Genomic DNA, 22,123 nt, shown 5'->3' with positions numbered 1-22,123 from the left:
CCCCATTTTGTGCTCTATTTTTATTTATTCAGAAGTATAATATATTTTTTTGTATTAGTCAAGCTGTATGTATAAAATTTCACAAGTGACTGTGAGCAAGCTTCAATTCTAAAAGTATTGCAGCATCTTTAAGCGAAAGTTTATTTTCTAATGGCCAATCTTTAATTTTAAGATTATAATTATTAAATATGAACTCATAATATTTAAGGTTATTTAATTTTACTTATCCTATAAATGAAGAAATAATTACAGTTATAAAAAGGTTAAAGGTGGCTTTGCTAAAAATATTTAGATATTATATAGAAGGAGTAATTCATGGAGAGAAATGATATACGTTATCAGACATATTTACGAATATTAAAAGAAGAGTTGATTCCAGCCATGGGATGTACTGAGCCTATTGCTATAGCATACGGTTCTGCTAAAGCAAAGGAACTATTGGGTACAATTCCAGATAGAGTAGTAATTGAAATAAGTGGAAATATTATCAAAAATGTAAAAAGTGTAGTTGTTCCTAATACAAATGGGTTAAAGGGTATAGAAGCAGCAGTTTCTGTTGGTATTATAGCAGGTAAATCAGAAAAAATATTAGAGGTTATTTCAAAGGTAAGTGAAGAAGAAAAAAAGTTGACAAAGAAATATATTGACAGAGGATGTATACAAGTAAAGTTAGCAGATTCAAACTTAACCTTTGATATTATAATTACTATGTATGATAAAGAATCCTATGTAAAATTACGTATAGCTGAATACCATGTAAATATCGTATATGTAGAGAGAAATGGTGAAGTTATATTTGATATGGGAAACGTAGAACATAAAGGGAACGGGCTCACTGACAGAAGCTTATTAAATGTAAAAGATATTATTGACTTTGCTGACAGCGTGCTTATAGAAGATGTGAGAGAAACTTTAGAAAGGCAAATACAATATAATTCAGCTATAGCAAGAGCAGGTATTGAAGAAAACTACGGTGCAAATATAGGAAGCGTTCTTTTGAAAACCTATGGAAGTGATATAAAAGTTCGTGCAAAGGCTATGGCAGCGGCAGGTTCCGATGCAAGAATGAGTGGTTGTGAATTACCGGTTATTATTAACTCAGGAAGCGGTAATCAGGGGATGACAGCATCCTTGCCTGTTATAGAATATGCAAAAGAATTAAATGTTGATGAGGATAAGTTATATAGAGCATTAGTGATATCTAATCTTATAACACTTCATCTAAAAACAAGTATTGGACGTTTATCGGCATTTTGTGGAGTAATATGCGCAGGCTGTGGCAGCGGGGCAGGTATTGCATATTTATATGGTGATGGTTACGATGAAATTGCACATACAGTAGTAAATGCAGTTGCAATTGTTTCAGGAATTGTTTGTGATGGAGCCAAGCCATCCTGTGCGGCCAAAATAGCAGCAGCTGTTGATGCAGGTATTATGGGTTACCATATGTATAAAGAAGGACAGGAATTCAAGGGTGGAGATGGCATTGTTGCAAAAGGTGTAGAAAATACAATTACCAATGTAGGTCATCTAGGAAAAGTTGGTATGAAGGAAACAGATAAAGAAATTATTAATATTATGATGAATAAATGTTAATTTGATTTTAGGGTAAAGATGCACATTATTATAGTTGCAGCCAAATAGAAATCCTTAAAATGGGTAATTTTGTATTAGGCATAATATTCCTTAATTTAAAATACATTAGTATTATAAAATGCTACGTAACAAATTAAGGGGAGTGATAATATGAGTTACGAAAAGATTATTTATGGTTGTAACAATGGTGTTGCCAAAATTACACTCAACAGCAAAGCAAATTTAAATGCATTTGATCATTCTTTGATAACAGAAGTAATTGATGCTTTGGATAAGTGTGAAAGTAATCCAGAGGTAAAGGTAGTAATTTTAAATGGTGCTGGAAAAGCATTTAGTGGTGGCGGCGATATTGCAGCTATGTATAAGGCAATAAATGAAGGGCAAGACCTTGAAGAATTAGTTGAATTGGCTGCACAAATGGCAATAAAGATTAAAAAACTTCCTAAGCCTGTAATCGCTTCAGTACATGGTCCAGCTGCTGGGGCTGGTTTTAATGTTGCATTAGCATGTGACCTTTGTATTGCAGCAGAAGATGCTTTATTTATACAAGCATTTGTAAACATTGGGCTTATACCAGATGCAGGCGGTGTTTACCTTTTAACTAGATCTGTAGGAGTATCAAAAGCTTGTGAACTAGCGTTGTCAGGGAAAAGAATTTCTGCAAAAGAAGCATTTGATATGGGAATAGTAGCAGAGATATGTTCTATTGATGAACTTGAGGAAAAAACAAATAAGCTTGCATTAAAAATGGCAAAGGGACCTGCCGTTTCTTATAAAAATACAAAAGAACTAATATATAAAGCTCAATTTTCTGATTTTGAAGAATATTTAAAAGAAGAAGTTAAAGCTCAGGTACAATGTGGTAAAACTGAAGACTTTAAAGAAGGAATGAAAGCTTTCTTAGAAAAAAGAAAACCTAATTATATAGGAAGATAATTAAATATAACTTTTAAAAATATACATTGATATTCTTATTAATTATGAGGGGGATAATTATGAGTTGGCAAGATATTTATAAAAGTAAATTAGTATCAGTAGAAGAAGCAGCAAAAAAGATAGAATCTGGTGATAAGATTTGGTTTGGTGCATGTTCATCAGCTCCCATACAAATATTGGAAGCTTTAGCTAATAGAGCACACGAACTTAGGAACGTTGATCTTGTTACTGCTATGGCAATGTATCCTTATAAATTTTTACAATTACCAGAATATATTGGTAAACTTAATTTTCATACAATTTTTTATGGACCTATTGAAAGAAAATTTTATAAAGCTGGAAATGTAGATATTGACTCAGTACACTTTGGTAAGTCTTACTTAGCAATAAGAGATGTATATAAAGTTGATACATTATTAGCTGATGTATCAGAACCGGATGAAGACGGTTACATGTACTATGGAGCTGTGGGTGTATCATGGAATGGCGTAGTTGCTGAATATGCAAAAAAGAAAATCGTTCAAGTGAATAAATTTCAACCGAAAGTAAATGGAATAAAACATAGAATTCATGTTAGTGAAGTATATTGTATTTGTGAGTATGACCATCCACTCCCTGAGCTAACACAACCTCCTGTTAAGGAAACAGATAAGAAAATAGCATCCTATATTATTCCTTTAATTCCTGATGGAGCAACGTTACAGGTAGGATTAGGTGGTATTGCAAATGCTGTAGCATATGGTCTTGAAAATAAAAAGGATTTAGGTGTTCATACTGAAATGCTTACAGATTCTATGGTGTATTTAGCTAAAAAAGGTGTAATAAGTAGAAGGATTTTAGCTGGATTTGGTTTAGGAAGTAAAGAATTATATGATTTTGTAGGTGAAGGCAAGGTTGAATTAGTTCCTATTGAAGTTGTTAATGATCCATATGCTGCTGGACAAAATGATAATTTTATCTCAATTAACAGTACGCTTATGGTTGATCTTACTGGTCAGGCGGGTTCAGAGTCAATTGGTTTTTCGCAGTTTAGTTGTACAGGAGGACAACTTGATTATGTAAGAGCGGCTGGTATTTCAAAAGGTGGAAAGAGTTTTCTTTGCTTAGCTTCCACTATTAAAAATAAAGATGGTAGTATTGGATCTACAATCAATGTAAGCCTACCAGAGGGTCAGGCTGTTACAACTCCACGATCTGACGTGATGTATGTTGTAACTGAGTATGGTATAGCTGATTTATACAACAAACCTATTAAAGCAAGAGTTGAAGCTATGATCTCTATTGCACATCCAGATTTCAGAGAAAAACTAAGACAAGATGCTATTAGGGCTGGATTAACAGTAAAATAAAAAAGTTAAAAACTATTAAGCGTAGTAATTCATTAGGCCTGATGTGTTTTATAAGCACATCAGGTTAACTTAGTTCTATTATTTAATTTACTAAAGTTCATGTTTTATCAAGTAAATTATTATATTTACTATAATTCATATGTTTTTTCGCGAGAAGTTTACTTATATTGCTGAATAATACAAGGCAACTATTTTTATATAAAATAGTTGCCTTGTTGTAATTTAATGTTCTATTAGGTTAGCTAAAGATACCTCTTGTTTATTTTTAGGTTCGTTAAGAGGATGGATGTTAGCTGTTTCTTTATTGTCGTTTACACTTTCAATGTAAATTTGTGCTCCGTTATAGGTTACGTTGGCCATAACCGGTGAATAAGCAATTTCTTTTGCACGTTTCTTATCCATAGTGATAATCTCCTTTTATTATTTTTTCAATCATAGCTTTTACATTAGATTAATGAAATATTCAATTATAATACTGAGTATTATAAGCAAGCATGTATTTAAGCTCATCAAGCAAATAATATCCTGCATATTAGAAAGTTTTAAGAAGATACTATATATTAAATTACTCAAGGAGGCAAATATGATTTCCTAGGATAGTAATAAGCAAAATATAAATTCATCTTCATACATTATAAAAGTAATAATAAGGAGTGCATTATGGAGAGGAAAATTATAGAAGTAGTTTTAAGGAGTGTATTTACTTACATTATTCTATTATTCTTAGGGAAAATGATTGGAAGAAAGTTGTTATCTGGGATAACATTTTTTGATTTTATTGTTGGTGTTGTTCTTGGATCTATTGCGGTTAGAATAGCATTAGGTTCACAAGAATCGCCATTATTAGCTACAATATCAGTAATTGTTGTTGCTGCATTGGCTGTTATTACAGATTATTTAGATATTAAAAGTATTAACTTCAGAAAATTAGTTGATGGTGAGCCGATTATACTAATAAATAATGGTAAGCTATTAGATTATAATTTAAAAAAAGCAAAGGTTACTATAAATCAATTAATGATGCAATTAAGAGAAAAAGATATATTTAATGTAGAGGATGTAGCAATTGCGTCCATTGAGGTTGATGGAGAAGTAACTGTATTACCAAAACCCAATAAGCAACCAGTAACAACTGGCGACTTAAATATTTCAACAATCTACAGTGGATTGATTAGTGACATAATTATTGATGGCGAAATAATGTATAGTAATTTAAAAGCCATAAATCATGATGAGCAATGGGTTAGAGAACAACTTAAGACTCATAATATTTTCGATATAGATGAAGTTTTCTATGCCGGTTTAAATGATGCAGGAATTTTATATATTTCACCAAAAACAAAGCAATGTAAAAGTAATGTGTAATTGATATTTTTGCCATGGTTTTTACTGCATAAATATAGTAACATATGATGTATAGTAAACGTATTAATTAGGGAACGGGGGTTTATTAAATGGAATTTCAATTTTCTGATAGAGTTAATTCCTTTCAGCCTAGCATATTCACAGTGCTAAACGAAAAAAAGGAAGAATTAATTAAACAGGGCAGAAAAGTTTATAACTTGTCTGTAGGTACACCAGACTTTAAACCTACACCCCATATTATGGAGGCAATGAAAAAAGCCTGTGAGAATCCGGATAATTATAAATATGCTATAGTGGACAAGCCAGAACTTTTAGATGCAGTTTGTTACAGATATAAGCATCGATATGGAGTAGACTTACAAAAGGAAGAAATCATGTCTGTTTATGGTTCTCAAGAAGGTATGGCGCATATTGGATGGACTTTTTGTAATCCGGGGGATGTTGTCCTAGTACCAGATCCAGGATACCCAATATTTGAGGCTGGACCATTTTTAGCAGGAGCTGTAATTGAAAAATATCCATTGGATAGTGAAAATGGATTTTTGCCTAGGCTTAATGACATTCCTAAGGAAGTATTGGCAAAGACAAAGTTTATGATAGTATCATACCCGCTGAATCCAGTATGTGTAACTGCACCTGATGAATTTTACATAGAGCTAATAGATTTTGCTAAAAAACATAATATCATTATTTTACATGATAATGCTTATTCAGATATTATATACACAAAGGAACTTGGTAAATCATTTTTATCCTTTGAAGGTGCAAAGGATGTAGGGGTGGAATTTTATTCTTTATCTAAGTCTTATAATCTTACAGGTGCCAGAATATCTTTTGTAGTTGGTAATAAGGTTATTATAGATAAGTTTAAAATAGTTCGTTCTCAGATAGATTATGGTATCTTTCTTCCTATACAATATGCAGCAATAGCAGCTCTAACAGGACCAGATGACTTTATTTTAGCTCAAAGAGATGAATATGCTAGAAGAAATAAAGCCTTGTGTGGAGGGCTTAGAAATATTGGCTGGAATATCCCTGATAGTCAGGGGACTATGTTTGCATGGGGACCTATACCAAAGGGTTATACAGACTCTGTTAAGTTTTGCATGGACCTTATAGAAAAGGCAGGTGTTATAGTAACACCAGGAAGCTGCTTTGGGGCAAGAGGTGAAGGATATGTTAGATTTGCATTAGTTGAAAATATTGATGATATAGATAAGTTAATTAAAGCAATAGATGAATCTGGTATCCTTAAATAATAGGCATACTATTATGCAGTATTTTGCAGTAACTTAGGGGGATTAGATGAAAATCATTAATAATTCTGATTCTGTAATAATCGTATTACATGAAATATACGGCATTAATCAACATATACGCATGGCTTGTGAGAAATTTTCTACGAACGGATATGATATTATTTGTCCAAACCTAATTCATGTGAATCAACCTTTTAGTTATGATTTGCAAGAAGAAGCCTATAGACACTTTATTAATAATATTGGGTTTTATTCAGCAACTAAGCAAGTAAAGCAGCTGATTCTAGAAGCGAAAGAGAAATATAATCATGTATATTTATTAGGTTATAGTATAGGTGCAACAATTGCATGGTTATGCAGTAATGGAGAGAATATGTGTGATGGTATCATAGGATATTATGGTTCACGAATTAGAGATTATATGAATATAACCCCAAAATGTCCGGCTTTACTGATTTTTCCTACAGAAGAGAAATCATTCAATGTGCAAGAATTAGTTGATTCTTTGGGAAAATGTAATATTGATGCTTTTATATTGAATGGAAAACATGGGTTTAGCGATCCATTTTCTGAAAACTATTGTGCACAATCATTTGAAAAAGCAGAAAGATTAGTAAGTAACTTTTTAAAAAAATAAATATGTAGTATGAAATCAAGGATTATGTAGTGAGAATTATCATTTCAGAACCTTTTTATTTAATTAAGTAGAGATTATATATGACTTTATACAATTACTTACAATAGAAATGGGAAATTTAGATGGAAGGGTCCATCTAAATATAATAAATGAAGAGAAAGTGAGAATGCTTTCTCTTCATTTATTACATAGTTTTTATAATACAATATAAATTATTTATCTACTAACTTTTTTTCAAACTGCTCTACCATCTTCCTAGTCATTAATCCACCAATAGGTCCGCCTATATGTCCATTTGATTTTGAAGTATTGTTACCCTTATAGGCATCGTTAAATTTTATTCCAAATTCATTCGCATATTCTGTTTTTAATTTGTCCAGTGCTTCTTTTGCTTCAGGAACTAAAGGTCTTCTACTCATTGATTAACACCTCCATATCAGTATTAGTTTAATACTTTTATGTAAAGATATACTTAGTAAATTATTCAGAATAAATAAAGTAGAAGAAACTGAAATGGGAATTGCTGATTATTTGTCGGGTGCATTAGCTGAACATTTTTCTTATTAACTGAGATAGGATCCCTTACTATTAACTCTGAACCTGTGCTTGATATTCCAAAAGGATGATCTTTTGCAAATCTAAAAAAGTCTTCTTTACCAATGCAAATATAAAGTGCATCTTTATATATTCCACTATTATCTTAACTAAAGCTTTAAGCTAACAGTTATTAGCTATACATAACTCAATTATAAAAATAGCTCCTGCTGTAGAATTTTCAGCGGTTATTTTCCCTTTATGTCTTTCAATAATATTTTTACTGATGGCTAGTCCTAAACCAAAATTACCTTTTTCTCCTTTATAGAATCTATCAAATATATGTGGAAGATCATTTAAATCAAAGCCTGGACCATCATCACATATAGTTAATTTTATTTTACTAGAGCAAATAGGCATCATATGGATTTCAACAATATTATCAGCATATCTAATGCAGTTATTTGCTACGTTTATAATTGCACGGGAAAGTTTTTCTTCGTCTCCATATACTTTAATAATCTCTTTAGTATTATTGGTAACAATCTTTATGTTATTGCTCAGAGCAATTCCACTTATTCGTTTAATACAATTACCTAATAAATCTGTAAAATTTAACAGAGTGTAGGTATAATTTTCCTCTATAGCATCAAGCCTTGATAAGTATAGCAAGTCTTCTACTAAATGAGTCATACGGTTAGTTTCACTAATAATTATGTTTGCAGCAGTATTGGTATCTATAACATTGTATTTTATACCTTCTGCATAGCTCTGAATAGACATTAATGGAGTTCTAAATTCGTGAGATGCATTTTGCAGAAAGGTCTTCTGTGCTCTATCATGTATTTCAAGTTTATTCGACATTGAATTAAAATTAGTAATAACTTCACGAAATTCATCATATACAGGAATATTAATTTTGGTATCAAATTTTCTTTCCCCAATAGAACTTATATGTTGATTAAGTGAAGAAAGAGGAGCAGATATTTTTTTAGATAAAAAGGAAGAAAATATAATAATTATAATAGATGAAAAAATAAAAATAATGAAAAGAATAAAATTTATACCTAACTGCAGTTGATTTACCTTTTGAAGACTTGAGTATATTATTATCCAGCCTAGACCAAAAGAGTTTTTATCAGATACTGATTTAATAACGGCTGCATATTCAGTATTTGATAAATAAAATTTCACCTGTTTCTCACCCTGAAAATTTTCTAAGTTACCTATTTTAGATATGATTTCATTTAATGTATTATCTGGAGGATTATAAGGGTTTTTAGGAGAAGGAGTAATGAGATCTTTATTTTTGTCAAGCAAAATGTAATCTGCATTTAAAACGGTGATAGATTCCTTTGATGAACGATCTAACATAAAATAATACCTGTATATATCGTTAGAGGGTTGAGGTTTTGGAGGAGGTTCTTTTCTAGGAACAGGAAAAAAATCTGGACCATGCTGAAGAGCTGTCTTTTCAATATGCTCTGCTACTTTATTTAGTTGTTCAATGATGTCCTTTTCGAAATATAATCTTACAGCTATATTAAAAATAACTGTAGTTAAAGCAACTAGCAGTACTATTATAATAATATTATACTTTAGGATTTTCCACTTAATTGAATTGATTTTCATATATATCATTCCTTATTTTGTATTGAGAAACCAAAACCTCGTACTGTATCAATTTTTAGAACAGAACCTGCATCAGAAAGCTTTTTTCTGATTCTTTTTATCATATCATCTGTAGCCCTAGTACTTACCTCCATATCAAAGCCCCATACCTTTTCCAAAAGCTCATGTCGACCTACTACTCTGTTTTTATTTATTATTAGATAGTACAGTAATGAGAACTCCATTTTGGTAAGCCCAATATTTTTATCATGTAACATAGCCTGGTTCATATCAATATTTATTGAAATGTCCTCAATATTTATTATTTTATTGCTTAGCATACCTGTCTTAGTTACATCAATTCTTCTAAATATACTTTTTATTCTAGCGATGAGTTCCATTGGACTAAAGGGTTTAGTAAGGTAATCATCACCACCCAATGTTAAACCTGCAATTTTATCTAAATCAGTATCTTTAGCAGATATAAAAATTATAGGTACATTACTTTTCTGACGTATCAATGAACAAAGAGAATATCCATCTATTTCAGGCATCATAATGTCTAGTATAAGCATATCTGCTTTATTAATTTTGAAAGCCTCAAGAATAGAACCACCGTTACTAAAGGTTTCTACTTCAAAGCCTTCTTTAATAAGAAAGGATTTTATAATATTACGTATATTGGCTTCATCATCAGCTAAATATATTAATTTCTTATCCATATACTTTATGTCACCTCTAAGATATTTTACCATAAGGTAATTTTAATATCATTTCTAAATTATTATTTATTTTAATTTGCCACGATACTGCCACAAAACTGCCACCCTTTTGCTCTACATTAGGAAGTGTTGATTCTCGATAATTAGAACAGGAAATTTAGTGCAAGGATGCGGATTACATAAGGAGGTAAAAAAATGAGGATCTCATCAAACTACTATAATTATTACAACCAGCTCAATTCAGCAAATTCTATTTCAAAGCAAACTACAAGTTCAGAGGAGTCAAGTTCATCAGAAAGTATAGTTGATGTTATAAGCTCTTCTAATAAAAGGAAGGCAGAATATAAAGAAAGTGGAAGTATTACGGATCTAGATTTTAGCGTAAGAAAGTTAATGCATGATATGAAAATGCAGGATAATGATACTTCAGAGATATCTGAAAGCATGAATAAAATAAAAGAAGATATGGATGCTATAAAAATTGCTGATATAGACAGTATGTCCACAGATGAGCTAAAGACAACTTTAACAAATCTTATAACAGACATGCAATCTATGCCTAGACCAAATGATGATTTAAATGATAATTCTGAAATAAGCTTAGATAATATGTCAGAAGCAGATATGAGAGAAATGCTAAAAGATATTCAAGAAAGAGCTAATAATGCACCTGAACATAAACCAGAACTAAAACCAGATGATGCATTCGATAAGATAAAAGCAGATATGGATGAAATTAAAACTACGGATATAGATAGTTTATCTACTGATGAATTGAAGGAAACATTAGCTAACTTAATAGATGATATTAATTCTGTAAGAAAACCTCATGGTGGATATAATAATAACCTTCAGATAAATTTAGATAATATATCAGAAGAAGACATGAGAGATATGCTTCAAAAAATTCAGGATAATGCTGAATAAGAAGGGGGATAGAATAATATGAACATTTCTTCAGTATCATCAACATCAACAATTAATAGTTTTTCTACTGTGAGTAATAACAGTGATGAAATATCACAACTTGAAAAACAAAAATCTAAGCTTCAGTCAGAGCTTCAAAAAATAAATCAAAGCAAAGAGGATGAAAAAACTAAACAAGAAAAAATAAATCAGATACAAATGCAAATACAGCAAATTGATGCACAGATACAGCAGAAGAAGGCTGAGCAAAGTGAACAAAAGCAAAACAATGTACAGCAAAAGATGCCTATAAGGGACGATAATAATGAAATGAGTAGTAAAAATGCAGTAAACAGTTTAGCTAAGTCTAATGACTCAAAAGATGAAAGTCTTGGAGAGGTAATTGATGTGCTAGCATAACAATTATAGTACTTATTAATGTTGTAGCCTAAGGGCTTAATGGCTTATATAGAAGTAAAATATAGGGACTATTTCCAAATGATTAAAAATCATCTTGAGATGTAGTCTTTTTTATTTGTAGAGAGTTAATGAAGACTTTTATTTTTTTTATTTAGTTGCTATAATAAGTGACAGTTTATTAGTAAAGTCTTATCTCCAGTATGTTACTGAAAAGTTATGTAAGATGAAGAAAGTGAGTGAAGATTAAATGAAATTTCAACCCCGAATTAAAGGCATAATACTTGTAATAATTTCAGCCATGTTATGGGGAGTATCAGGCACTGCAGCTCAATTCTTGTTTCAAAAAAGAGGATTTAGTATGGAATGGCTTGTGGATATTCGTCTATTAATATCAGGCCTAATTTTATTATTATGTACTTCTGCGAAAGGTGACCAAGATATGTGGAGAATCTGGAAGTCTAAACACAGCTGTTTAAGTCTTATAGTTTTTAGCATTATAGGAATGGTAGGTGTGCAGTATACATATTTTGCTGCCATTAAATATGGTAATGCCGCAACAGCTACAATACTTCAATATTTATCACCGGTAATAATTACTTGTTATTTAATTGTTCGGAGCAAAAAAAATCCAAGTTTACAGGAAATCATAGCGATTATATTGGCAATGGTAGGTACATTTTTTATCATTACGAAAGGAAATATTCATAATATAAGCATTTCTAAATTAGCATTGTTTTGGGGTATTACCTCTGCTGTTATGGCGGCTTTTTATACATTGCAGCCTCGTTCTCTTCTTGCAAAATATGGTTCTGCATTTGTAGCTGGATGGGGTATGTTTGTTGGAGGCATAGCTTTTAGTTTCATCCATCAGCCTTGGAATTTTACAGGTGAATGGTCTATTGATTCAGTATTTGCTGTTATAGTTGTAGTACTATTTGGAACTCTCATAGCTTTTTATTGTTACTTTGAAAGCTTAAAATATATCCAACCAACAGAAGCAAGTATATTATCTTCTGTTGAACCTTTGTCAGCAGCCTTTTTGTCTGTATTATGGTTACATGTCCCTTTCGGCTTGCCAGAATGGTTAGGAACGGCATGCATCATTTCTACAGTTATAATCTTGTCTCCAAGAAAAAATAAAAAGAGTAAGGCAGAGTTTGAAGCTATATAAATTCTACATGGTTATTACGAAAATGCCAAGCCTGTCCTTGTTAAGGATATATTTCAGAAGTTAAGGCCTTGCTACTATTAAGAGCTATTTCACTTGAACATAAAATAAACTCAGAAATTGCTGCTGCAGATGAAAGAGCATATTTTATATCTCTAGTTAAGTTTTTTTCCTCTAAAAAGTATTTTTGTTGTAGTTCAAGTACCATAGGTATTAAATCTTTTTCTGAAGGTATAAAATTATCAATCTTCAATTTACCCATGAGGAGGAGGATTAAGAATTTGTAATGGAGCCTTATTTCGTATAGAAAATGCTGAAAATTATTTTTTAGACAATATTCATCATTGTGATATAGGCAGAAATAGTCACAGATAAAATGGCATATGACACCTAAAGACACTGAAAAATCTTTTATTGATATATTATTTGTTAAGAGTTTCTCAGAATATTTATTTAAGCTATTAATACTATTATCTAATGTGTGTTCTTGGTTTATATCTGCGTTGTTAATGTCTGGTTTTACACATCCATATAAGAAAGCCAACTTATTAATTTTAATATTTTGTCTTTTCGAAAGATAATCATACAAAATATGAGACATTAGTAAATGCGTATTAACTATCATAACTATCCCTTCCTTTCTAGTATCATTTTATTACTAAAGTGGAGGATTGTATTTTAGGATTCAGTTAATTCTTTGTAACATCGTTGTTAATTAAATTTTTATTGAATAATTTAGACATTTTAGAAATGTTTATCTATTATTGCACTTTTTAAATATATGATAGATTATATAAATAGAAATTTAACTCCAATTTAACTAAACTTAACCCAAAATTAAGGGGAAAATAGTGTTTATAATATAAACTAATTATTAGAAAGTATTATAAATTAGAATTGGAGGATTAAAAGTGAAATTTATTAGTCACCTTTTCATTTCTAAGACTTTGTATCAGCATCTTATTAAATATTTCATAGTTCACTCTTCAGATTCATGTTTGGCTAATGAAGCTAATTCCAATGGATTTCATTCTGTTGAGGAGGTTAAATTATGAGAGTTGCAGTATTTGCTGATACATTCATGCCGCAAATAAATGGCGTAACTAACACGTTAATAAGGCTTATCCAATACTATAAGGAAAATAAAATAGAATATATAATATTTGCACCTAAATATGAAGATGAAAAATCTGAGCAGCATATTGAAAGATTTTATAGTTTAAAATTCGTTTTATATCCAGAATGCAGAGTTACTCTTCCTAATCTATTTAGAGTATCTGCTGCATTATCTAACTTCCAACCTGATCTAATTCATATCATGACAGAGTTTAGTATGGGACTTACTGGACTTCTGTATGGCAAAAAACATGGCATTCCAACAATTTCAAATTATACTACCAATTTCTCTCAATACACTAATTACTATAAAGTAGATTTTTTAGAACAAGGAATATGGGATTATATGAAGTGGTTCCATACTCAAAATAAGATTACTCTTTGTCCATCCCATGAATCACAAATCCTATTAAATCAACATGGTATCCATAATACGGGTATCTTTTCTAGAGGTATAGATTTTGAAAACTTTCATCCTAAATATAGAAACGATGAATTAAGAAAAAACTTGGAGCTCGATAATAAAATGATTTTCTTATATGTTGGCAGAGTTTCCATTGAAAAAGATTTAGATATATTAAGTGTCAGTTATAAAGCTATACATGAAAAATATGGAGATAAAGTGGCACTTATTATTACTGGAAATGGTCCTTATTTAGAGAAGTGTAAGGAAATTTTCCCGAAAAATACTACATTCACTGGTTTTAAAAAGGGAGAGGAACTGGCTGAGATATATGCTTCTTGTGATGCATTTGTATGTCCATCATCAACAGAGACTTTTGGCAATGTTATATTAGAAGCCATGGCTTCAGGTCTTCCAGTTATTGGAGCAGATGCTGGAGGTGTTGGAGAAATTATTTATCATAGACATAATGGGCTAAAATTTAAAAAAAGAGATTCAAAGGAACTCACTGTTTCTATGAAAGAGATTATTGAAAACACAGCCTTAAGAAATAATATTAAAATAAATGGCAGAAAATTTGCTTTAAATAGATCTTGGGAAAAAATATTTGATGGACTTATTAATATCTATAATGAAATATTAAAAGAGAGTAAAGACATCACAATTAGTGCCTGAGGGGGTGAGAATATGATAAAGATTGCAATAATAGGAAGTGGCTATGTTGGACTTGTAACTGCAATATGTTTATCAGATTTTGGTTGGAGGGTAACTTGTGTAGATAAAAATGAAGAAATAATTTCACAATTAAATAAAGGTATTCCACCCATTTATGAACCAAATCTTAATGATATGTTATTAAGAAATCTACATTATAGGAGAATTGATTTTACTACACATCTAAAACAAGCTGTTATTGGTTGCGATGTTATATTTATTGCTGTTGGTACGCCAGAGAATGAAGATGGTAGTGCAGATTTAACTAATGTTTTTGAAGTAGCACGTGAAATAGGTCAATCAATAGACAGTTATAAAATTGTTGTAGATAAGTCAACGGTTCCTATTGGAACTGGGCAAATGGTTAAAAAAATTATAAGAGAAGAAATTGATGCACGAGGTTTAAATATTAATTTTGATGTGGTTTCCAATCCAGAGTTTTTGAGACAGGGTTCAGCTATTCAAGATTTTACTCATGCGGATCGTGTTGTTATAGGAGCCGAATCACAACATGCTATTGAGGTAATGAAAGAAGTGTACAGGGTTTTATATATAAATGAGACACCATTTTTAATTGTAAATATTGAAACTGCTGAAATGGTTAAATATGCCTCAAATGCATTTCTTGCTACAAAAATATCTTTTGTAAATGAGTTATCAGAACTATGTGAAAGAGTTGGAGCAAATATTCAGCAGGTGTCAAAGGGTATGGGCATGGATGGCAGAATTGGATCAAAATTTCTCCATGCAGGACCAGGCTATGGTGGAAGCTGTTTTCCTAAAGATACAAAAGCTCTTGTTCATATAGGAGAAATGCAAAATTGTAATCTTGGTATTATAAAGGCTACTATTGAAGCAAATGAGAAGCAAAAGCATAGAATGGTGGATATGATGGTCCGAGAAATGGGTAGTCTAAAGGGAAAGTGTTTTGGTGTACTAGGGTTAGCTTTCAAAAATAGCACTGATGATATAAGAGAGTCACCATCTCTCACCATTTTAAGAGAGTTGGCTATGAAAGGTTCACAGTTCAAGGTTTATGATCCAAAGGCAATGAAGAAAGCTTCTCAATGGTTTGCAACAAAAGAGATACCTATAATAAAATATTGTGAAGATGAGTATGAAGCAGCTGAAGATGTTGATGCAATAATACTAATTACAGAATGGAACCAATTCAGAAGCCTTAATGTAGATAGAATTAAATCTAATATGAGAGATGATTATTTTTTTGATTTAAGAAATATTTATTCTAAAGAAGCAATGAATGAAAAAGGTTTTAAATATTTCTCAGTGGGTCGCATCTAAAGAATAAGAAGGGGTGGTTATGTGAGTGAGATTAAAAGTCCTATATTCCAAATTAAAAATGTTTTGCCCATTTTAAAAGGTAGAATCCCAGGGCAAGTTATTATTCAATATACTGATAGCTGTAATGCCCTATGTCCTCAATGTAGTATGAGAAAAACCGAAGCTTATGATCGTTCCAAGTTACCTGAAGAAGAGCTTTATAAAATTATAGACTCTGCAGCAAAGCAAAAGATACAAGCACTTTCCTTTACAGGAGGTGAACCATTTATATATGAAGAGAAGCTCTTAAATCTGATTCAATACGCTTCCCAGCGTAATATACCATATATTAGAACAGGAACAAATGGTTTTATGTTTAAAGACTGGGAAAGTAGTGATTTTAAAGATAAAATTCACCATTTGGCAGAAAAACTAGCCAATACAAATCTTCGTAATTTTTGGATTAGCATTGATTCTGCTGAAGCTGAAACCCATGAACAAATGCGAGGATTAAAGGGAGTAATAAAGGGAATTGAAAAAGCACTGCCTATTTTTCATCAATATGGAATTTATCCTGCCGCAAATTTAGGGATTAATAGAAATACTGGAGGTTTAGGTAAAATACCCATGGAAATGACTGATAAAGAAGCTTTTTATGGAGAATTTAAAGAGGCCTTTCAGTTTTTTTATCAATTTGTAATGGACTTGGGCTTCACCATGGTAAACGCATGCTATCCGATGAGCATGGAAGCTACTGAAGGCTCACAAATGAAAGCTGTTTATGGTGCTGAATCCAGTAATTCAATTATTTCTTTTTCAATAGATGAAAAGATACAACTTTTTAAAGCCTTAATGGATACAATCCCAAAGTTTCGATCAAAAATAAGGATTTTTACACCTTTAGTATCCCTATATTCTTTAATAAAACAATACCAAGGTGATGAAAACTTTTCTCTCCCTTGCCGAGGTGGGATTGATTTCTTTTTCATTGAGGCTAAAGAAGGTAATACCTACCCATGTGGCTATCGAGGAAAGGAAAACTTGGGAAAATTCTACGATTTGAATATAAAGAGTATAAATGAAAAACCATTTTGTAAAGCTTGTGATTGGGAGTGCTTCAGAGATCCATCGGAACTAATAGGATTTTTTATCCATTCATTTAAAAATCCTTTAAGCTATAAGAATAAAAGCCTAAAACATTCTGCCTATGTTAAGTTATGGAAAGAGGACCTTAAATATTATAAAATGTGTGATTATTTTGATGGTAGAAAGCCAATGAATAACAATAGGGAAAAGTTCTAAATTTTATTAAGAGTAGCTTGCCAATTTAAATTCATCATATGGATAATAGCATAGAAGTAAAAAAGGCAGACTACTCTGTTGATAAGATTTGATTAGAAATGAAGTGATTACAATACTATTTTGAATATCTATTAGCAATTGATGAAGCTGCATAAGAATTAGGCTTAGTGTAACAATTAAAGCCACAACCTTTAACCCAACCTACTATTTCAGGTATTACTGATGATGAAAGACCATTATTACCTGCATCAACATGAATGCTCATATCATATGTTTTGTTATCCTTTTGGAGGTAAATCTCCAGTTTTCTAGCCATTTCTATACTTAAACTAGTTTCATAAAATAATTTTTGACCTATATTTGTAATTTTATTTACTTTTTTAATATCGTAAAAAAATATCCCACCTTTTCCTACACGCCAGATTGATACAACAACTACAACCTTAGTTATATCATAATTTTGAGAATCTGTACCTATAGTTATGTTATATTGAGATTCCTTTTCATTAGAAATATAGTCTTCAACTATTTTGCACATTCTACTAAAAGATACCTCACCAAATGTAATACTTTTCATAACATTACCTCCCATTTTAATTTGTGAGATGGTTAAATGAAGTAGGATTATAATTAGTTAATAAATAAGTATTATTATATTCTATAATTGTTATGAAAAGTTTAAGAGAATTTTATTTTCCTGAAAATTCTCTTTGAAGTACTATTTAATTATGTTCTTTCTCTAAATTCTGTTTTACATTTAGGACAGGTAATAATAATTTTTCCTTTGCCCTTTGGAACTCGCAATTGTGTTCTGCAATTTGGACATTTAAAATATCTATGGGTTCTTGAATCTATGGCATGTCTCTGTGTTTTTTTAAGCCATGAGTAAACAGGACTCATTAGCATTGAGAACTTATAATTTTCCATTCGCCGTTTAGATATATCCCTTGATAAGATTCTAAAAATACTTATAACTAAAGGAATGTCAGCTATATATCTTAAAAGCTTTAAGTGAATTAATCCACTTATCATAGATAATAAAATTGATAATAAAATAAGAGCCATAGACAGTTGGTCACTGCCGTATCTTCCCATCATAAATCTTCTTAAATAATTCATTAAAATTACTCCTTTAAGGTTCGAAATCATATTAATAAAAAAATAATTAAATGTTATAATTACATTCCTAATTATAACATTTAATCACTAAGTAATAAACGGTATAGCTTAATTTACATTTATATTTAGAAGCAATAATGTTAGAGATAATTGTTTTATTTTAATATTAGTATGTCAAAAGTTATAAACTACAGAGGAATTTATGTATTTATATTTTCATGAATGCAAGTATAATAATATTAAGTGCCCTGTAGAAAGGATGATTTAAAATGATAAATGCAAAAAAGGATATTGTATTTATTGCACCCTTTAAAAATCTTTATGATATCTCTAAAAATTTAATCAAAGTACATGATTTTAAAGATATAGAAGTAGTGATGGGAGATCTTCAGCAAGGCTTAGATTTAGCTAAATCTGCAGTTGAAAATGGAACAAGGGTTTTAATTTCTCGTGGAGGTACTTATTCCCTTATACAAGAAAATGTGGATGTTCCTGTTGTAGAAGTTGGTTTGGCCTCTTTTGATATTTTTAAAAGCTTAAAGTTAATAAGACAAGTACACGAACCTTTAGCTATTATTGGTTATGACAATGTAATAAAGGGTTACGATGTAATAGGTGAGTTATTCCCGGATATTAATGTTACTAAAATTTCTTTAAATGGTAAAAGTAACGTTGAAGAACAAGTAAAATCCTGCATTGACCATGGTATTAAAGTAATAGTAGGAGATACTGTAGTTAACAGAATAGCAAAGAAGTATGGAAGCAGATGTATTCTCATTGAGTCAGGAGAAGAAGTAGTTCTTAACGCAATGGAAGAGGCAATTAGAGTTTTAAGAGCAGCTCAAGCAGAACGCGAACGTATGCAGCGTTTTATGGCTGTAATAGATTATACAAGTGATGGGGTCATAGCAACAGATAAAGATGAAAGAATCACGGTTTTTAATCGAAATGCAGAGAAAATTTTAGGTAAAAGCAAAGAAAAGGCAGAAGGTGAACTGATTGCAAATGTAGTAGGTGACAATGCTTTAAGTGAATTAACGAAAAAAAGGTCTATAAAAATTGATTCTATTTATGATATAGGGAATGTCAAACTGGCAATTAATCACGTTCCTATTGTTGTTGATGGAGATGATACTGGAAGTATTATAACTTTTCAAGATATAACTAAAATACAGTCTTTAGAAAAAAAGATACGTTTAAAGCTAAATGAAAAGGGCTTTATAGCAAAATATACTTTTAAAGATATAATTCATGAAAGTGAAGTAATGAAGAAATGTATAAAGAGGGCAGAAACCTATGGTGGATATGATTCTTCAGTGTTGATAAGTGGACCAAGCGGAGTAGGTAAGGAGATTTTCGCTCAGTCTATCCATAACATAAGCAGGAGAAACCAAGAACCTTTTGTTCCAATAAATTGTGCTGCTTTGCCTGCTGCTCTTATAGAGAGTGAGTTATTCGGATATGCAGAAGGGGCTTTTACAGGTGCCAAAAAGGGAGGAAAATCAGGACTCTTTGAAATGGCTCATGGAGGGACAATTTTTCTTGATGAAATAAGCGAACTCCCTCTTGATCTACAGGGACGTCTTTTACGTGTTATTCAGGAAAGAGAAGTAATGAGAATAGGTGATGATAGAGTTATACCTGTAGATGTAAGAATTATCTGTGCTACAAACCGTGATTTAAAAGAATTAGTGGCTAAAGGTAAATTCCGCCGAGATTTACTTTTTAGAATAAATATCTTAACTTTATATATACCTTCATTAAATGAAAGAAAAAAAGATATAGAAGCTCTTGCAAAAGCATTTGTAGATATTTATTGCAATAAATATAATAAGCCTATAATGAATATTTCAGATAGTGCATTAAGCTTTTTAGAGAACTTTGCATATGAAGGTAATGTAAGAGAGTTACAGGGAATGATAGAAAGAGCGGTAATAACTTGTGATGAAAATGAAATTGAAATTAATAATATTATTGATAGCAATGGTATCAGTTCAACAGATAGTATAGAAAATAACCTTAGCTTCCATGAAGAATGCTCATTAAAAGAACTTGAAAATAAATATATAGAATTTATCCGAAAAAAATATAATAATTCTATTAAGGATATTTGTAATGTATTAGAAATTGATCGTTCAACTTTATGGAGAAAAACTAAGAAAAATAATGATGCAAATTAAAACATGTGTTGCAAAATGAAGTTGCATTATGCAACACGAATGTATGTAATTTCTTTATAAAAAGAAATATAACACATATATTTATCTAAAAAGAAACTTGAATCATAGTAATTTCAAAGAAAAGCTGTGAAAAGAATGATTTTTTCATGGCTTTTTATTTTTTCGTTTTTTTGGCATAGACATTGCTTTATATAAATTACAAGTAACAGCAATAACAATATCAACTATAGAAGGAGATTAAGAAATGATTTATATAATCTCAGATGATTTAACGGGTGCAAATGATACTGGTGTACAATATACAAAGCAAGGATTTCGAACTTTGGTCACAGTAAAACCTGATAAAGAATTTTTTAAAGCATCAGCAGAAAATTATGATGTAATTTCAATGAATACTGATACCCGTTCAAAACTTCCAGAGGTTGCTTATGAAATAGTCTATGATTCAGTAAAGATGTTTGATAATATGAACAAAGAATACGTTTACAAAAAAATTGATTCTATTGTCAGAGGTAATCCAGGAGTTGAATTAGATGCAGTTATGGATGCTATTAATGCAAAAGCAGCAATAGTGGCTACTAGTTTCCCGGAAGTTGGTAGAAAACTCATAAATGGAAAATTAGAATTGTTTAATAGCAAAGGAGAAAGTTCCATAATTAATGTTATTGATTTATTCTCAAAGGATATGAAAAGAGAAGTAAGCGGAATTAGTATTTCTATAGTTAAAGAAGGAGCATATAAAATTGCAGATGCTATAAGGAGTAGGGAAAAAGAGGGCTTTAAGGTTTTCATAATTGATGCTGAGACTGATGAAGATCTTCAGTCGATTACAGAAGCTGCAAGGATAATGGATATTCCGCCTATATTGTGCGGTTCAGCTGGACTCGCTAAGCAACTAAGTGTATATGGAAGAGCTAAGATAAGGGACAGTGGTATGAATAATAATGAAAAAGTTACTTTAATAATGATTGGATCCCGGAATGATATAACCTCTCAGCAGATAAGAGCTCTTGAAGATAGTGCAGGGATTCCTATTGTGACAATACTTACAGAAGATATTTTTAACGGCAATAAGGATAAACTGCTAAAGGATATAATATCTCAAGTCATAAGTTTATTGAAGAGTGGCTGTAAGCTTTTAGCAATAGTTGTAGATACACTATTCGATAGCTTTACAATTAATTTGAAGGATTCTGAACAAGCTTTAATTGATTCTATGAATGTTGCAAAAACTATTGGAGAGATTGCAAAAGCTATATGTGAATCTACTACGGTAGATAATATAATCTCTTCTGGGGGAGATACATCTCAACAAATTCTTTTAGCATTAGAGGCTAAAGGTATTCATTTAGAAAATGAAATAATTCCAGGAGTTCCTGTAGGTAAAGTAATTGGAGGCATTACAAATGGTATGACTATAGTTACAAAATCAGGAGGCTTTGGAAAAGAGAATTGTTTAATTAAGATTGTAGAATATCTCAAAGACTATCATAAAAAGGGGTGAT

The 22,123-nt window shown here is 30.9% G+C and carries 22 protein-coding genes; 15 read left to right on the top strand and 7 right to left on the bottom strand.

The annotated features are described in order from the left end of the window. Window positions 1-315 precede the first annotated feature (315 nt). The 3 genes from CLHOM_RS16675 (at window position 316) to CLHOM_RS16665 (ending at window position 3,881) form a co-directional block, all read left to right on the top strand. On the top strand, window positions 316-1,596 hold the full coding sequence (locus CLHOM_RS16675; protein ID WP_052222816.1) for an L-cysteine desulfidase family protein: 1,281 nt from the start codon (window positions 316-318) through the stop codon (window positions 1,594-1,596). Between the two features lie 150 nt (window positions 1,597-1,746). Beyond that, window positions 1,747-2,532, top strand: a complete 786-nt coding sequence (locus tag CLHOM_RS16670) for an enoyl-CoA hydratase/isomerase family protein (protein ID WP_052222815.1) — start codon at window positions 1,747-1,749, stop codon at window positions 2,530-2,532. A gap of 59 nt (window positions 2,533-2,591) precedes the next feature. Further along, window positions 2,592-3,881, top strand: coding sequence for an acetyl-CoA hydrolase/transferase family protein (locus tag CLHOM_RS16665; protein WP_052222814.1), 1,290 nt, complete (start codon window positions 2,592-2,594; stop codon window positions 3,879-3,881). A gap of 222 nt (window positions 3,882-4,103) precedes the next feature. Here the strand turns inward: CLHOM_RS16665 and CLHOM_RS16660 are convergent, their stop codons facing one another. Continuing rightward, window positions 4,104-4,283 carry a small acid-soluble spore protein H gene (locus tag CLHOM_RS16660; protein ID WP_052222813.1) on the bottom strand — a complete coding sequence of 60 codons (180 nt, stop codon included), beginning with the start codon at window positions 4,281-4,283 and terminating at the stop codon, window positions 4,104-4,106. Between the two features lie 258 nt (window positions 4,284-4,541). On the opposite strand from CLHOM_RS16660, the gene CLHOM_RS16655 reads away from it, so the two are divergent. From CLHOM_RS16655 to CLHOM_RS16645, 3 genes are all read left to right on the top strand, one after another. Then, entirely contained in the window at window positions 4,542-5,246 is a 705-nt protein-coding gene (locus tag CLHOM_RS16655) for a DUF421 domain-containing protein (protein WP_052222812.1), read from the top strand. A gap of 89 nt (window positions 5,247-5,335) precedes the next feature. Next, the gene (locus CLHOM_RS16650; protein WP_052222811.1) at window positions 5,336-6,505 is read left to right on the top strand and encodes an aminotransferase class I/II-fold pyridoxal phosphate-dependent enzyme; all 1,170 of its coding nucleotides are present in this window, start codon (window positions 5,336-5,338) and stop codon (window positions 6,503-6,505) included. 46 nt (window positions 6,506-6,551) lie between these two features. Continuing rightward, the gene (locus tag CLHOM_RS16645; protein WP_052222810.1) at window positions 6,552-7,142 is read left to right on the top strand and encodes a dienelactone hydrolase family protein; all 591 of its coding nucleotides are present in this window, start codon (window positions 6,552-6,554) and stop codon (window positions 7,140-7,142) included. Window positions 7,143-7,354: 212 nt separating this feature from the next. Here the strand turns inward: CLHOM_RS16645 and CLHOM_RS16640 are convergent, their stop codons facing one another. The 3 genes from CLHOM_RS16640 to CLHOM_RS16630 all read right to left on the bottom strand — a co-directional run bounded on the left by CLHOM_RS16640 (window position 7,355) and on the right by CLHOM_RS16630 (window position 10,009). Further along, window positions 7,355-7,561 (bottom strand): alpha/beta-type small acid-soluble spore protein, encoded by a 207-nt coding sequence (locus tag CLHOM_RS16640; RefSeq protein ID WP_052222809.1) that lies wholly within the window; start codon window positions 7,559-7,561, stop codon window positions 7,355-7,357. A 298-nt stretch (window positions 7,562-7,859) separates the two neighbouring features. After that, a complete protein-coding gene (locus CLHOM_RS16635; protein ID WP_052222808.1) occupies window positions 7,860-9,308 on the bottom strand; it encodes a HAMP domain-containing sensor histidine kinase in 1,449 nt (482 codons plus the stop codon). A 5-nt stretch (window positions 9,309-9,313) separates the two neighbouring features. Further along, window positions 9,314-10,009: a response regulator transcription factor gene (locus CLHOM_RS16630; protein ID WP_052222807.1), complete on the bottom strand. Its 696-nt coding sequence runs from the start codon at window positions 10,007-10,009 to the stop codon at window positions 9,314-9,316. Window positions 10,010-10,204: 195 nt separating this feature from the next. Here CLHOM_RS16630 and CLHOM_RS16625 point away from each other — a divergent pair, with 195 nt between their 5' ends. The 3 genes from CLHOM_RS16625 (at window position 10,205) to CLHOM_RS16615 (ending at window position 12,506) form a co-directional block, all read left to right on the top strand. Next, window positions 10,205-10,936, top strand: coding sequence for a hypothetical protein (locus tag CLHOM_RS16625; RefSeq protein ID WP_052222806.1), 732 nt, complete (start codon window positions 10,205-10,207; stop codon window positions 10,934-10,936). An 18-nt stretch (window positions 10,937-10,954) separates the two neighbouring features. Continuing rightward, a complete protein-coding gene (locus tag CLHOM_RS16620; RefSeq protein WP_052222805.1) occupies window positions 10,955-11,335 on the top strand; it encodes a FlxA-like family protein in 381 nt (126 codons plus the stop codon). A 247-nt stretch (window positions 11,336-11,582) separates the two neighbouring features. Beyond that, window positions 11,583-12,506, top strand: coding sequence for a DMT family transporter (locus CLHOM_RS16615; protein WP_052222804.1), 924 nt, complete (start codon window positions 11,583-11,585; stop codon window positions 12,504-12,506). Window positions 12,507-12,546: 40 nt separating this feature from the next. On the opposite strand, the gene CLHOM_RS16610 is transcribed toward CLHOM_RS16615, so the two are convergent. After that, window positions 12,547-13,128, bottom strand: a complete 582-nt coding sequence (locus CLHOM_RS16610) for a zinc dependent phospholipase C family protein (protein WP_052222803.1) — start codon at window positions 13,126-13,128, stop codon at window positions 12,547-12,549. Window positions 13,129-13,414: 286 nt separating this feature from the next. Between CLHOM_RS16610 and CLHOM_RS18420 the strand changes: the two genes are divergently transcribed. Genes CLHOM_RS18420 through CLHOM_RS16595 form a run of 4 tightly spaced genes read left to right on the top strand, consistent with a single transcriptional unit; the run spans window position 13,415 to window position 17,319 of the window. Then, window positions 13,415-13,558 carry a hypothetical protein gene (locus tag CLHOM_RS18420; protein WP_161803233.1) on the top strand — a complete coding sequence of 48 codons (144 nt, stop codon included), beginning with the start codon at window positions 13,415-13,417 and terminating at the stop codon, window positions 13,556-13,558. Beyond that, entirely contained in the window at window positions 13,555-14,697 is a 1,143-nt protein-coding gene (locus CLHOM_RS16605) for a glycosyltransferase family 4 protein (RefSeq protein WP_052222802.1), read from the top strand. The genes CLHOM_RS18420 and CLHOM_RS16605 overlap by 4 nt, the downstream gene beginning before the upstream one ends. Before the next feature lie 12 nt (window positions 14,698-14,709). Continuing rightward, window positions 14,710-16,038, top strand: coding sequence for a UDP-glucose dehydrogenase family protein (locus CLHOM_RS16600; protein ID WP_052222801.1), 1,329 nt, complete (start codon window positions 14,710-14,712; stop codon window positions 16,036-16,038). A 21-nt stretch (window positions 16,039-16,059) separates the two neighbouring features. Next, window positions 16,060-17,319, top strand: a complete 1,260-nt coding sequence (locus tag CLHOM_RS16595) for a radical SAM protein (RefSeq protein WP_082204460.1) — start codon at window positions 16,060-16,062, stop codon at window positions 17,317-17,319. A gap of 115 nt (window positions 17,320-17,434) precedes the next feature. On the opposite strand, the gene CLHOM_RS16590 is transcribed toward CLHOM_RS16595, so the two are convergent. Both CLHOM_RS16590 and CLHOM_RS16585 read right to left on the bottom strand, forming a co-directional pair. Next, entirely contained in the window at window positions 17,435-17,896 is a 462-nt protein-coding gene (locus tag CLHOM_RS16590; RefSeq protein WP_052222800.1) for a ribonuclease H-like YkuK family protein, read from the bottom strand. Window positions 17,897-18,045: 149 nt separating this feature from the next. Further along, on the bottom strand, window positions 18,046-18,438 hold the full coding sequence (locus CLHOM_RS16585; protein WP_052222799.1) for a hypothetical protein: 393 nt from the start codon (window positions 18,436-18,438) through the stop codon (window positions 18,046-18,048). Between the two features lie 269 nt (window positions 18,439-18,707). Between CLHOM_RS16585 and CLHOM_RS16580 the strand changes: the two genes are divergently transcribed. Continuing rightward, entirely contained in the window at window positions 18,708-20,618 is a 1,911-nt protein-coding gene (locus CLHOM_RS16580) for a sigma 54-interacting transcriptional regulator (protein ID WP_052222798.1), read from the top strand. 244 nt (window positions 20,619-20,862) lie between these two features. Next, complete coding sequence (locus tag CLHOM_RS16575) at window positions 20,863-22,122, top strand: four-carbon acid sugar kinase family protein (protein ID WP_052222797.1); 1,260 nt, start codon at window positions 20,863-20,865, stop codon at window positions 22,120-22,122. Window position 22,123: the final 1 nt, after the last annotated feature.

The sequence above is a fragment of the Clostridium homopropionicum DSM 5847 genome (genome assembly GCF_001263795.1).
GTDB lineage: Bacteria > Bacillota > Clostridia > Clostridiales > Clostridiaceae > Clostridium_H > Clostridium_H homopropionicum.
This window is presented reverse-complemented; position numbering and strand designations above follow the sequence as displayed.